This is a genomic window from Bradyrhizobium sp. Ec3.3 (assembly GCF_000472925.1).
Taxonomy (GTDB): Bacteria; Pseudomonadota; Alphaproteobacteria; order Rhizobiales; family Xanthobacteraceae; genus Bradyrhizobium.
On sequence record NZ_AXAS01000009.1, the window covers coordinates 89,479 to 101,521 of the forward strand.

Below are 12,043 nucleotides of genomic sequence, written 5' to 3' on the forward strand. Positions count from 1 at the left end.
AGGGCAGCCCGGGTACGGCTTACTGGGTTGTCCTGGATGCTGCAAGAATAAGGCGGTCGGACGGCGGCAGGTCAAAACGGGGCTCGATGCCCAGGAGAGGCGCGATACGGGCGATGACCTTGCCCCCCGTCGGCACGGCATTAAAGCCCGACGTGATGAAGCCATACGTCTCCTGCAGCGCCTGCGGCTCGTCCAGCATGACCAGAATCTGATATTTCGGATTGTCGGAAGGCATAATCGCGGTGAAGGAATTGAGCACGCGCTTCTTGGCATAGCGGCCGTTGACGACCTTCTCGGACGTGCCGGTCTTGCCGCCGATATAGTAGCCGGGAACATCGGCCTTCTTGGCCGTGCCGATCTCGGCGTTGAGCCGCATCAGATAGCGCATCTTGTCGGAGGTCTCGGGCTTGATCACGCGCTTGGCCATCGCCGCGGCTTCTTCTTCGCTGCGCTTGAGGAACGTCGGAGGAATCAGGTAGCCGCCGTTCACCAGGGCGTTGATGCCCATCACCGCCTGCAGGGGCGCCACGGACAGGCCCTGACCGAACGCGATGGTGACCGTGTTCAGCTCGCCCCAACGGCGCGGCACCAGCGGAGCCGCGCTCTCCGGTAACTCGGTGCGCAGCCGCGTCAACTGGCCCATTTTAGCCAGGAAAGCCTTGTGCGCCTCGACGCCCTGGCCGAGCGCGATCCGCGCGGCGCCGATATTGGACGAGTAGGTGAACACTTCCTTGGTGTTGATGAAACGACCAAGCATGTGGCTGTCATGGATGGTGAACTTGCCGTAGTGCAGATTTCCCCGCGCATCCCACGACGAGTTCAAGTTGATCTTGCCGGAATCAAGCGCCATTGCCAGCGTGAACGCCTTGAACGTCGATCCCATTTCGTAGACGCCGGTGGTCAGACGGTTGATGCGGTCGGGGTCGTGGGCTTCTTTCGGATTGTTGGGATCGAAATCCGGGAGCGAGACCATCGCGACGATTTCGCCGGTTTTGACATTGGAGATGATGCCCGAGGCCGCCTTGGCGTGGAACTTCTCCTTCGCCTTCAACAGCTCGTCGCGCAGCGCATGCTCGACGCGCAGGTCCACCGACAGCTCGATCGGCTTTTGCAGGCGATCGGTGGCAAAACCCGCGCGGTGGAGATCGGCGAGCCCGTTGCTGTCGAGCCACTTCTCCATGCCGGCGATGCCCTGGTTGTCGATGTTGACGAGACCGATGAGGTGGGCGACCTCGTTCCCGGTCGGATAGACGCGCTTGTTCTCGCGCAGGAAGCCGATGCCGGGAACGCCGAGCTTGTGGATATCCTGCTGCTGCTTCGGCGTGATCTCGCGCTTCAGCCAGACGAAACCCTTTCGCGAGGACAGGCGCTCGCGCACTTCGGCCTCGTCGAGGTCAGGCACCGTGGCGGTCAGGAGTTCGATCGCCTCGTCCTTGTCGATGATGCGGCGCGGCTCGCCGAACAGGCTCGGCGCCTTGACGTCGGTGGCGAGAATCTCGCCGTTGCGGTCGACGATGTCGGGCCGCGCGGTCGCAACCACGTCCTGAGCGCCGCCGCGGCGGGCGCTATGGACGTCGGCGCCGATGGCGAACATCACGAGCCGGCCGCCGATCAGCGCATAGACGGCCGAAAACGCCAGGATCGCAAGGCCGACGCGCGCACGTGCCTTCGCCGCGCGATCGACGTTGCGCCCGTAGAGCAGGCTGCGGATCAGCCGCTGACGCCAAGGCTCGGTTGCGCGCTCCGCAGGCTTTGCGGGTTTGCCCGGAGTGGCAGCGCTCATTGCTTGTCCTCCGGCTGCGGTACCGAACCCGTGACCGTGTCGGCATCGGTCGCAGCTTCGATGGTGTTGATCATGGCGCCGATCGGATCGGGCTCACCGGGCTTGACAAGCCGCGGCGGACGATCGGGCAGGTTCTTCAGCGAGTCATATTGCGTTCCATTGACCGGCTTGAGCTGCAGATGCCGCTCGGCAAGTCCTTGCAGCCGCAGCGGCGCATCGAGCTTGGCCCATTCGGAGCGCAATACGGCGATGGCATCGCGCTGCTCGCGGATGTCGGCATGCAGCCGCAGCACCCGCTCGGTGCGGGCAGTGGATTCCATCTTGATCCGGTAGACATAGGCCGCGGCGAAGATCAGCGCGCCGATGACGAAGAGGTGGATGAGGCGCATGCGCTAGCCACCCCTCATGACATCGGAAAGGCTCGGCCAGGACGATGACTCGCCCTCGGCATGCGCGGCAGCCCCGGTCCGCTCGGCCGCGCGCAGCTTCGCGGAACGCGCGCGCGGATTGTGCGCGACTTCCTCGTCGCCGGCGACGACCGGACGCCGCGTCAGAAGCTGGAAGCTCGGTGGTACCTGTGCGACCTCGGGCAGATGCCGCGAGCCCCCACCGGTCTTGGCGCGTTCGCTGAGGAAATTCTTGACGATGCGGTCTTCCAGCGAATGGAAGGACACCACGACCAGCCGCCCGCCGGGCCTCAGCACGCGTTCGGCAGCCGCTAGAGCGGTCTGAAGCTCTTCGAGCTCTTCATTGACGAAGATGCGCAGGCCCTGGAACGTCCGCGTCGCCGGATGGATATCACCGGGCTTCGAGCGCACGACCCTGCCAACGAGATCGGCGAGCGCGCGCGTTGTCGTGATCGGCGCTTCCTCACGCGCCGCGACGATGGCGCGTGCGACTTTGCGCGAATGCCGCTCCTCGCCGAAGAGGTAGATGATGTCGGCAAGATCGCTCTCGGACGCCTTTGCGACCACATCCGCAGCCGTCGGCCCGGCCTGCCCCATCCGCATGTCGAGGGGACCGTCGAGCCGGAACGAAAAACCGCGGCCAGCCTGGTCGAGCTGCATCGAGGAGACGCCGACGTCCATGACGACGCCGTCGACGAAGTCGAAACCTTGCGCGGCGCAGACCTCGGCGAGATTCGAGAAGCGGTCTTCGACAAGCGTCAGGCGCCCGCCAGAGCGGTCGACCAGATCAAACCCACCGGCGATCGCCGTGCGATCGCGGTCGATGCCGATGACCCGGGTTCCCGGCATATCCAGGATGGCGCGGCTGTAGCCGCCGCCACCGAAGGTCGCATCGACATAGAGGCCGCCCTCGCGCGGCGCGAGAAGCTCGATCGCCTCGCGGCCGAGAACGGGAATGTGGGCAGCCGAACTCATGCGCCCGGCTCGCGAGTGGTGCTGGCGAGAACGATGGTTAACGCGTCCATCACGTCTCGAATTGTTCCGCTTCGCGGCGGTTCCACGACTCAACCCCTGTACGGCGCGCTCGCCCAGCCCGGCGGACCCAGGCTGCAGACCCTGTTTTCCGCATGGAATTTGTCGGGCAGCCATGGGATTTCGAACAAAAAACGCGTTGGCCACCTCCGGACGCGGGGCGGCTCTTCACTCTCAGTAACGGCCCTTAGCGTTAAGAAAGCGTTGATGGTTCGATTACAAGTCAAAAAGGTAAAATCCGTTGTGATGCGTCATCCACACACATCCGACAAAATGCGCCCGTTAACCGAAGCCGGCGATTGCGCGGCCGCAAGGGTAAAGGAATAGTAAAGTGAAGGGCTTGAAGGGCCCGCCGCTCCCATCCGATTGAGCCTTATAATGTCGTCCGGTTCGTCCGCGTCACCAGGATCTGATTCGAAGCGTCAACGCGTGCTCCCGGTTCCCAAGGCCGCGGCGAGCATGCGGACGTTCGACCCCGATTCCTCGATCGTGTCCGACATCATTCCCTCGCCGAACTATGGCGAGCGCAACAAGGGCCGCCTGCCGGACATGATCCTGCTGCACTACACCGGCATGCCCGATGTCGAGGGCGCGCTGGCGCGGCTGTGCACGGCGGGCACCGAGGTCTCGGCTCATTATGTCGTGCTGGAGGACGGCCGCATCGTACAATGCGTGCCGGAGAGCAAGCGCGCCTGGCACGCCGGCGTCTCGTCATGGGCGGGCGAGGACGATGTCAATTCCTGCTCGATCGGCATCGAGATCGTCAATCGCGGCCATGATTGGGGCTATCCGGAGTTCCCGCTGCGCCAGATCGCTGCCGTGATCGCGCTCTGCCGCGGCATCATGCTCCGCCGCAAGGTGGCGCCGCACCGGGTGCTCGGCCACTCCGACGTCGCGCCCGCGCGCAAGAAGGATCCCGGCGAGAAATTCCCGTGGCACTCGCTGGCCAATTCCGGCGTCGGCCACTGGGTGACGCCGGCGCCGATCGTGCGCGGCGAAAGCCTGATGCTCGGCACCATCAGCGACGAAGTGCTGAGCCTTCAGCAGGCGCTCGCCAAATATGGCTACGGCGTCCCACTTACCGGCAAGTACGATGCGACGACGATGGAGGTCGTCACCGCCTTCCAGCGCCACTTCCGCCCGGCGCGGCTGGATGGTGTCGCCGATCATTCGACGTTGTCGACATTGCAGACGCTGCTCGCGAGTTTGCCGGCCGAAGGCACGACCGTGGCGTCGAAGTGACGACGGAGCCGTCATTCCGGGGCGCACGAAGTGCGAACCCGGAATCTCGAGATTCTCAGGTGCGCAATTGCGCACCATAGTTCGATGCTTCGCATCGCCCCGGAATGACGATACTAGTTGCTGAGCTCCCTCATCCTTCGCGCGTACAGCCTCCGCAGCGGCTCGAGCTGCGTCGCCGCGGTCGCCGCAACATAGGCCTCGCGCGCCTCGTCTTTCCGGTCGAGCCGTCGCAGCAAATCCGCGCGCACCGCGGGCAACAGCTCATAGCCGTCGAGCCCGCCGCGCGCTGCGATCGCGTCGACGAGATCGAGCGCGCGTGCGGGGCCGTCGACCATGGACACGGCCGCGGCATGATTGAGCTCGATCACCGGCGACGGGTTGATCCGCAGCAGCACTTCGTAGAGTCCGGCGATCTGCGGCCAGTCGGTCTCCTCATAGCTCGGCGCCCGCGCATGGAGCGCAGCAATCGCCGCCTGCACGGCATAGGGCTGCGGTCGGCCGGGCACGCGCAGCGCATCGTCGACCAGACGCAACCCTTCCTCGATCTGCGCACGATCCCACAGGTCACGGTCCTGCTCTTCCAGCAGCACGATGTCGCCGGCCGACGTCTCGCGCCCGGCTCGGCGCGCATCGTGCAGCAGCATCAGGGACAGCAGGCCCTTGATACCAGCACGATCTGGCATCAGGCGCTCGAGCAGCCGGCCGAGCCGGATCGCCTCGATCGCAAGATCAGGCCGCATCAAATCTGCACCTGACGTCGCGACATAGCCTTCGGTGAAGACGAGATAGATGACGGCAAGCACGCCGCGTAGCCGTGGCTCCAGCGCGTCGCGCTCCGGCACCTCATAGGGAATGCCGGCGAGCCTGATCTTCTGCTTGGCGCGGACGAGACGCTGCCCCATCGCCTCCTCGCTGACGAGAAAGGCGCGCGCGACCTGCGCCGTGGTGAGCCCGCATACCGTGCGCAGCGTCAGCGCGACTTGCACCTCCGGCGCGAACGCCGGATGGCAGCAGGTGAAGATCAGCCGCAGCATATCGTCGTCGAGCATCGTCGCCGGCTCGTCGGGCGCTTGCGCATTCGGCGCGAGCTCATGCACGAGAGCCTGCTGCTTGCCGCGAAACGCGACCTGGCGACGAATGCGGTCGATCGCCTTGTTGCGCCCGACATTGACGAGCCAGGCGCGCGGGTTGTCGGGAAGCTCAAGTGTCGACCACCGCTCCAGTGCAACCGCAAAGGCGTCCTGGAGTGCATCTTCAGCGAGATCGAAATCGCCGACGAGGCGGATCAGCGTGGCCAGCGCCCGCCCCGCCTCGTCGCGAAAAATCTTGTCGATGTCCGTGGACGAATTCACTTGTAGATCATGACCGGCCGGACTTCGATCGAACCGTCCCGGGCTCCGGGAATCCGCGCAGCCAGCGCAATCGCGGCGTCGAGATCCTTGGCCTCGACCAGATAGTAGCCACCGAGTTGCTCTCGCGTCTCCGCGAACGGACCATCGGTCGTCATGATCTTGCCGTCGCGCACGCGCACGGTTGTCGCCGTCGTGGTCGGCTGCAGCCCGTCGCCCGCCTTGAAATTTCCGCTCTGGATGATGGACTGGGTATAGGCGCCATACTCCGCCGATACCTTCTGTCGGTCCTCGGGCGTCATCTTGGTCAGTTCAGCTTCGTTTCGATAGATCAGCAGCAGATACTGCATTGCTCACTCCTGTTGCTCGGCTTGATCGCCGACATCCAGTCGAACGGCGCCGACATCAAACGACATCTTCCCAATTTTTTTCGCGCTGGGCGAAGCGATATCGCCTTCGATGCCGGTGAACGAGATCACTTGTAGACCATGACCGGTCTGACTTCGATCGACCCGTCCCTGGCTCCGGGAATCCGCGCGGCCATTGCGATCGCGGCGTCGAGATCCTTGGCGTCGACGAAGTAGTAACCGCCGAGTTGCTCACGGGTCTCCGCGAAAGGACCATCGGTCGTCAGTATCTTGCCATCGCGAACGCGAACGGTGGTCGCGGTCGTGGTGGGCTGCAGCCCGTCGCCGGCCTTGAAATTGCCGCTCTGAACGATGGACTGGGTATACGCGCCGTACTCCGCCAACAGCTTCTGGTAGTCCGCAGGGTCCATCCTGCCCTGTTGAGCTTCGTTCCGGTAGATCAGCAGCAGATACTGCATCGCTTACTCCTGTTGCTCGGCTGGATTGCCGACATCCGGTCGAACGGGGCTCACGGCCAACGACATCTTCAGGATAAATTATTTTCCCATGTCGTGCGGAACGATATCGCCTTGACGAAACCGTCATAAATGCCCATTGCGTACACCGTCAGTCGGCCGGACGGCCGCCCCTGCAAGTGCCGAAAGGCCGCCGGGGAGGAAAGTCCGGGCTCCATTGACATGCGGTGCCGGATAACGTCCGGCGAGGGCGACCTCAGGGAAAGTGCCACAGAGAACGAACCGCCTCGCTTCGCCTTCGGGCTTGGTGGGGCAAGGGTGAAAAGGTGCGGTAAGAGCGCACCGCGGTTCCGGCAACGGAGCCGGCATGGCAAACCCCACCGGGAGCAAAACCGAATAGGGACGGCTTAAGCGGGCTGTTCGCGCAAGCGATAACGCCGCGGGGCGATGTCAGGCCCGCCGTCCGGGTAGGTTGCTCGAGGCAATGTGCAAACATTGCCCCAGAGGAATGGCCGTCACGTATCGCCTGCGCAAGCAGGCGGTGCCCTACAGAACCCGGCTTACAGGCCGGCTGATGTTCTAAAGCGCGAGGGGTTCGATGCTGACGCATCGGACCCCTCACCATTTTCGCCACCGCCATTCCACATTGTGCAATTGCGCAATGTGGAATGACAGCGAGAGCTATTCGACGATCTTCGCCAACACGTCCATCAGCGCCTCCGGCGCAGTGACGTTCGGTGCGTGGCTGGCGTCGAGCTCGAAATAGCGCCAGCCGGCTTCGCTCTTCGTGCGCCTGGCGAATTGCCCGAACACGTCGCCCGGCGGAATGCGCGTGCAGTAGATGTAGCTGCGCGGCATCGCCGGCTCGCCATGCTCAAGCTTCAGCTTCGTCTCGAAGCATTTGACTGGCATGCTGACGCGGCGCGCGTTGAGCCAGTCGAGATCGGCTTGCGGCGTATCGGGCGGCGGCGGGTTGGGCGGGATGCGGTAGCCGTCGCCTGCGGCCGCGGCTTTTCGCATCGGCTCGCGCCCCTGCTCGTTGAGATCGAACAGCGACTGGCCGTCGCGCGGCACGAAGGCGTCGAGATAGATCAGTTGCGCGATGCGATCGCGTGCGCGATCGGCAACGCCAGTCGCGACCATGCCGCCATAGCTGTGGCCGAGCAGCACGACGTCGCTGAGGTCCTCGAACTTGATGACGTTGACGATGTCCTGCAGATGCGTCTCCAGGTCGATCGAAGGATTTGCGAGATGCGATCGCTCGCCGAGACCGGTGTAGGTCGGCGCCACCAGGCGATGACCCGCCTGCGCCATAAGCCGATGCATCTTCTTCCAGGCCCACCCGCCGGACCAGGCGCCATGACAGAGCAGGAAGGTTTTGGGCGAGCGTGCGGTCATCGGCGTTTCCATCGTTTCTTGTTTGGTGCGATGGAGTGTACCGGCCGACCGCGCGATGTAAACGTCGCGACGCGCTTCAGGCAGCGCGCGCTGCGGGTTTAGCCTTGACCAGCGCCGGCGCGAGTTGGCCGGCTTCGCGGCGCCGCTTGGCCTCCTCGAAGCCGTGCATGCCGACCTGCCATTGCAGGCCGACGATGGCGCCCTTGGTCGGCTGCAACAAAGCGAGCGAAGCAAACAGCGTCACCGGCAGCCACACTGCCAATTGCAGCCAGACCGGCGGTGCATAAGCCGTCTCGATCGCGAGGATCGCCGGCACCACGAGATGGCCGACCAGGACGATCACAAGATAGGCCGGGAAATCATCGGCGCGGTGGTGAAAGAGCTCCTCGCCGCAGACGTCGCAACTGTCGGCGACTTTCAGGAAGCGCTTGAACGCATGGCCCTCGCCGCAATGCGGGCACCTGCCGCAAAAACCCCGCCACATTGCCTTCGCCAGAGAGACTGAACCGGTCGCCATGACCACACCTCTTCCTTTCCAACGATCCATACAATAATATCTTGCATCCATACATTCAAACAAAACGGCCGGACTTGCATGGATTGGGTCCCTACAATCGCCGAGCTCAGCGGCCCGCGCTATCAGCGCATCGTCGAGGCCATGGAGGCCGACATCGCCGCAGGAAGGCTGGTGCGCGGCCAGCAATTGCCGACGCAGCGCGCGCTGGCGAAAGCGCTGGGCATCGATCTCACGACGGTGACGCGCGCCTATACCGAGGCGCGGCGGCGCGGAATTTTGGAAGCGCGGGTCGGACAGGGCTCGTTCGTCTCGGAGACCAGCGCGCGACGAACGGTCGACCTGCCGCATCCGGTCACGATAGATCTGTCGATGAACGTGCCGCCGCATCCACTGGAGGCGCAGCTCGACGAACGCATCCTTGCCGGGCTCGAGGCGATCCGCGAGCAATCCGGCCTCACCGCCTATCTCAACTACCAGCCACCGGGCGGCAGCGCGCACGAGCTCGATGTCGCGGCCAAGTGGATGCGCTCGCGCGTGCCCCATGTCCGTACCGACCGGCTCGTGATCTTTCCCGGCACGCAGACAATCCTGTTCAACCTCATGGCCTATCTCGTAGCGCCCGGCGATGTCGTGTTGACGGAAGCTCTAACCTTCCCCGGCATCAAGGCGGTCGCCGCACGATGCGGCATCAAACTGGTCGGTGTTGCAATGGATGAAGGCGGCATCCTTCCTGAGGCACTGGCCAGGGCGTGCCTAGAGCACAAGCCAAAGGCCGTGTATCTCATTCCGACGCTGCACAATCCAACGACAGCGACGCTCTCGGCCGAGCGGCGGAGCGCAATCGCAAAAATCATCCGCGATGCCGACACGACGCTGATCGAGGACGATGCCTATGGCCTGCTGGACCGGTCGGCCTCGCCGATCGCCAATCTCATTCCGGAGCGGACTTATCTGGCGACCACGCTGTCCAAATGCATCGCGCCGGCGCTGCGCGTGGCCTATCTGGTGACGCCCGACGCCGCCGCGCAGCAAACGATGCGCAGCTATCTTCAGGCGACCGTGCAGATGCCCGCGCCGCTCATGGTCGCACTCATCACCCATTGGCTCGAGACCGGAGTCGCGGACCGCATCATCACCGCGATCCGTAACGAGGCGATCGGCCGTCAGCAGCTTGCGCAGCGCGCGCTCAGGGGTTTTCAGTTCCTGGCCAAACCTGCCGCGCATCATCTCTGGCTGCGGCTGCCGGAGGGACGGAGCCGGACGGAGATATCAGCGCAACTGCTGCGCAACGGGCTTGCGGTCATCGCCAGTGACGCCTTCGTGGTCGGCGATCACCCGCCGCATGCGGCGCGACTATCGCTTGGCGCGGCGCGCAATCGCGCTGAGCTCGGCCAGGCGTTGCAGATTCTCCTCAGTGCGCTGCACAGACCGGTCGACGCCCGGCAGATCGTCTAGTACACCGCCGATAACAACAAGGACATTGGTGTGGATACGCTCAACTACGCGCTGTTGCTTTTTGGCGCATTGGCCGGCGGCTTCGTCTCGGGGCTGGCCGGCTTCGGCACGGCGCTGATGGCGCTCGGCATCTGGCTCTACGTGCTGCCGCCGTCGCTCGCCGTGCCGCTGGTGCTGATCTGCTCGGTGGTCGCGCAAGCCTCGACGCTGCCCTCGATGTGGAAGAGCTTTGACCTCTCGCTGGTCTGGCCGTTCCTGATCGGCGGACTTGCCGGCGTGCCGCTGGGGACCATGATGGTCGCCCAGGCCGACCCAAAGGTGTTCAAGCTCAGCATCGGAGTGCTGTTGCTGATCTTTCCGACCGCGCTGTACCTCAACAAGCGGCCGCTCGCCTTCAAATTCGGCGGCAGGATCGCCGATGGCGCGATCGGCTTCGCCGGCGGAATCCTGGGCGGCCTTGCCGGGTTGTCGGGACCGCTGCCGATTCTGTGGGCCAACATCCGCGGCTGGAACAAGCATGAGCGGCGCGGCATCTTCCAGCTTTTCAATTTCACGGTGCTGGCGGCCGCGCTGGTGCTGCAGACGGCGTCAGGCCTGGTCGCGACGCAGGTGATCTGGCTCGCGCTGATTGCATTTCCGGGCACGCTGGTCGGCGCCTGGTGCGGCGCGCGCGTCTATCACGCGCTCAGCGACAAGCATTTTGGCGACGTCGTGCTCGGCCTGTTGTTCCTGTCGGGTGTCGGCCTGGTCTGGAACAGTGTAGGCGCGCACTAGCGCTGGGCCTTGCACAGCGCCATGCCGCCGGCGACGCCGACGCCCAGCACATAGAGCCAGCCCTCGCTGAAATCGAACAGATGCGAGTTGAACAGCGAGGACAGGATATTTTGCAGGACGACCAGTAACCCGACCCAGCTCGCAAGCCCCGCGCCGCGGAACAGAGCGAGGTGCGCGAGCCACATCGCGTAGAGCACGATGACGCCGAGTGTGCCCCATTGCACCGCGACGTTGAGGGTCTGGTTGTGGGGATCGCTGACGATCTGCGCGCGCACGCCGCTCTCGCCGATCGCGGCGTGCTCGAACAACCCGCGGGTTGCGCCGGTGCCGTGCCCGAACAGCGGCGCGTCGGCGACGAAGCGCAGCGACTTCCGCCAGAACTCCAGGCGTGAGCCCATACCGCTGACCTCGTTCTCGACAGCGGTGCGCTCATAGTCGCCACTGAACTTGTCGACCGTGGCGCGCAGATGTGGCGAGGCGCTCCAGAGCAGCAGCGCGGCCAACGCCGCCGCTGCTCCCAGAGCGAGCGCCGTCTTCAATCGCAGATGCAGCAGCGCAACCACCGCAATCAGCACCGGCAGGGTGACCAGCGCCGTGCGCGAGACCACCACGAACATCATGTTGGCGAGGAATCCGATCGCGAGCAGCGCCAGCAACGCCGCGACACGCGTTCGACCGGCGCGAAGTTGCGCCGCGACCGGATATGCCAGCGCGAGGGCGCAGAGCGCGAATTCCTGACTCTGGTCGATATAGTTGCGTACCGCGATCCCGCTCTCGACCTTGTAGGGCCCGCGCGACAGATAGAGCTTGAGCGACAGGCTGGGCTCGATCGCGACGGCAAAGGACGTCAGCAGCAACAGCATGCAGGAGACGAGGAACGCCGCGAAGACCCAGTTGCCATGGGGCCAGCGCTCGAACTGGTAGATCAGCAGCGGCAGCACCAAAAGCTTCGCCGATGGCGCGACCGCGTGCAGACGCTCCGGCCAGGACGCATCCGACCATAGCGTGCCGGCAAGGGCGAGGACGAACAGCGCGATCGGCAGCAGGCAGATCGGGCGGAGCAGCGAGCGCGGAAATTCCCGGAGGTCGATGAACGCGAAGGCGATCAGCCAGGCCGGGAGCGCGAAGATCACGCCGGTCGTCGTCCACGGCAACAGCAGCGCGATCAGCGCGACGAAACGGGCCGGCGTCCGGTAGCGCGCCACCCAGATCGCCGCGAGCCAGGAGGCCACCCGCCCGTTCGACGTTTCGCTCATGCCGTCC

General features: G+C 64.6%; 13 protein-coding genes and 1 other RNA gene. 4 read left to right on the forward strand and 10 right to left on the reverse strand.

Going from position 1 to position 12,043, the window contains the following annotated elements; genetic code table 11:
• Positions 1 to 19 precede the first annotated feature (19 nt).
• Genes YUU_RS0110655 through rsmH form a run of 3 tightly spaced genes read right to left on the reverse strand, consistent with a single transcriptional unit; the run spans position 20 to position 3,165 of the window.
• Complete coding sequence (locus tag YUU_RS0110655; RefSeq protein WP_027522351.1) at positions 20 to 1,783, reverse strand: penicillin-binding protein 2; 1,764 nt, start codon at positions 1,781 to 1,783, stop codon at positions 20 to 22.
• A complete protein-coding gene (locus YUU_RS0110660) occupies positions 1,780 to 2,172 on the reverse strand; it encodes a hypothetical protein (RefSeq protein ID WP_027522352.1) in 393 nt (130 codons plus the stop codon). Before YUU_RS0110660 ends, YUU_RS0110655 begins: the two co-directional genes overlap by 4 nt.
• Positions 2,173 to 2,175: 3 nt before the next feature.
• The gene (gene rsmH, locus YUU_RS0110665) at positions 2,176 to 3,165 is read right to left on the reverse strand and encodes a 16S rRNA (cytosine(1402)-N(4))-methyltransferase RsmH (RefSeq protein ID WP_027522353.1); all 990 of its coding nucleotides are present in this window, start codon (positions 3,163 to 3,165) and stop codon (positions 2,176 to 2,178) included.
• 516 nt (positions 3,166 to 3,681) lie between these two features.
• On the opposite strand from rsmH, the gene YUU_RS0110670 reads away from it, so the two are divergent.
• The gene (locus tag YUU_RS0110670) at positions 3,682 to 4,464 is read left to right on the forward strand and encodes an N-acetylmuramoyl-L-alanine amidase (RefSeq protein ID WP_035662020.1); all 783 of its coding nucleotides are present in this window, start codon (positions 3,682 to 3,684) and stop codon (positions 4,462 to 4,464) included.
• Positions 4,465 to 4,577: 113 nt separating this feature from the next.
• Here the strand turns inward: YUU_RS0110670 and YUU_RS0110675 are convergent, their stop codons facing one another.
• The 4 genes from YUU_RS0110675 to YUU_RS0110690 are packed head-to-tail and all read right to left on the reverse strand — an operon-like array spanning position 4,578 to position 6,639.
• The gene (locus YUU_RS0110675) at positions 4,578 to 5,816 is read right to left on the reverse strand and encodes an RNA polymerase sigma factor (protein WP_027522355.1); all 1,239 of its coding nucleotides are present in this window, start codon (positions 5,814 to 5,816) and stop codon (positions 4,578 to 4,580) included.
• The gene (locus tag YUU_RS0110680; protein ID WP_027522356.1) at positions 5,813 to 6,163 is read right to left on the reverse strand and encodes a YciI family protein; all 351 of its coding nucleotides are present in this window, start codon (positions 6,161 to 6,163) and stop codon (positions 5,813 to 5,815) included. The genes YUU_RS0110675 and YUU_RS0110680 overlap by 4 nt, the downstream gene beginning before the upstream one ends.
• 3 nt (positions 6,164 to 6,166) lie before the next feature.
• Positions 6,167 to 6,292, reverse strand: coding sequence for a hypothetical protein (locus tag YUU_RS62335; protein WP_256375274.1), 126 nt, complete (start codon positions 6,290 to 6,292; stop codon positions 6,167 to 6,169).
• A complete protein-coding gene (locus YUU_RS0110690; protein ID WP_027522357.1) occupies positions 6,289 to 6,639 on the reverse strand; it encodes a YciI family protein in 351 nt (116 codons plus the stop codon). The genes YUU_RS62335 and YUU_RS0110690 overlap by 4 nt, the downstream gene beginning before the upstream one ends.
• A 148-nt stretch (positions 6,640 to 6,787) precedes the next feature.
• On the opposite strand from YUU_RS0110690, the gene rnpB reads away from it, so the two are divergent.
• Positions 6,788 to 7,215: RNase P RNA component class A (rnpB, locus tag YUU_RS55040), an RNA gene on the forward strand.
• Between the two features lie 102 nt (positions 7,216 to 7,317).
• Here the strand turns inward: rnpB and YUU_RS0110695 are convergent.
• Positions 7,318 to 8,034, reverse strand: a complete 717-nt coding sequence (locus YUU_RS0110695) for an alpha/beta fold hydrolase (protein ID WP_027522358.1) — start codon at positions 8,032 to 8,034, stop codon at positions 7,318 to 7,320.
• Between the two features lie 76 nt (positions 8,035 to 8,110).
• A complete protein-coding gene (locus YUU_RS0110700) occupies positions 8,111 to 8,551 on the reverse strand; it encodes a DUF983 domain-containing protein (RefSeq protein WP_027522359.1) in 441 nt (146 codons plus the stop codon).
• Between the two features lie 78 nt (positions 8,552 to 8,629).
• Between YUU_RS0110700 and YUU_RS0110705 the strand changes: the two genes are divergently transcribed.
• Together YUU_RS0110705 and YUU_RS0110710 are read left to right on the forward strand one after the other, a co-directional pair.
• A complete protein-coding gene (locus YUU_RS0110705) occupies positions 8,630 to 10,006 on the forward strand; it encodes a PLP-dependent aminotransferase family protein (protein ID WP_027522360.1) in 1,377 nt (458 codons plus the stop codon).
• A gap of 30 nt (positions 10,007 to 10,036) precedes the next feature.
• Positions 10,037 to 10,780 (forward strand): sulfite exporter TauE/SafE family protein, encoded by a 744-nt coding sequence (locus YUU_RS0110710; protein WP_027522361.1) that lies wholly within the window; start codon positions 10,037 to 10,039, stop codon positions 10,778 to 10,780.
• On the opposite strand, the gene YUU_RS0110715 is transcribed toward YUU_RS0110710, so the two are convergent.
• Positions 10,777 to 12,036 (reverse strand): O-antigen ligase, encoded by a 1,260-nt coding sequence (locus YUU_RS0110715; protein WP_027522362.1) that lies wholly within the window; start codon positions 12,034 to 12,036, stop codon positions 10,777 to 10,779. The genes YUU_RS0110710 and YUU_RS0110715 overlap by 4 nt on opposite strands.
• Between the last annotated feature and the right edge of the window lie 7 nt (positions 12,037 to 12,043).

What these genes read in the sequence shown, in the direction of transcription:
- YUU_RS0110695 (WP_027522358.1), bottom strand. Translation starts at nt 8,034, where the DNA reads ATGACCGCACGCTCGCCCAAAACCTTCCTGCTCTGTCATGGCGCCTGG.
- YUU_RS0110700 (WP_027522359.1), bottom strand. Translation starts at nt 8,551, where the DNA reads ATGGCGACCGGTTCAGTCTCTCTGGCGAAGGCAATGTGGCGGGGTTTT.
- YUU_RS0110655 (WP_027522351.1), bottom strand. Translation starts at nt 1,783, where the DNA reads ATGAGCGCTGCCACTCCGGGCAAACCCGCAAAGCCTGCGGAGCGCGCA.
- YUU_RS0110680 (WP_027522356.1), bottom strand. Translation starts at nt 6,163, where the DNA reads ATGCAGTATCTGCTGCTGATCTATCGAAACGAAGCTGAACTGACCAAG.
- YUU_RS0110670 (WP_035662020.1), top strand. Translation starts at nt 3,682, where the DNA reads ATGCGGACGTTCGACCCCGATTCCTCGATCGTGTCCGACATCATTCCC.
- YUU_RS0110660 (WP_027522352.1), bottom strand. Translation starts at nt 2,172, where the DNA reads ATGCGCCTCATCCACCTCTTCGTCATCGGCGCGCTGATCTTCGCCGCG.
- YUU_RS0110690 (WP_027522357.1), bottom strand. Translation starts at nt 6,639, where the DNA reads ATGCAGTATCTGCTGCTGATCTACCGGAACGAAGCTCAACAGGGCAGG.
- rsmH (WP_027522353.1), bottom strand. Translation starts at nt 3,165, where the DNA reads ATGAGTTCGGCTGCCCACATTCCCGTTCTCGGCCGCGAGGCGATCGAG.
- YUU_RS0110705 (WP_027522360.1), top strand. Translation starts at nt 8,630, where the DNA reads ATGGATTGGGTCCCTACAATCGCCGAGCTCAGCGGCCCGCGCTATCAG.
- YUU_RS0110715 (WP_027522362.1), bottom strand. Translation starts at nt 12,036, where the DNA reads ATGAGCGAAACGTCGAACGGGCGGGTGGCCTCCTGGCTCGCGGCGATC.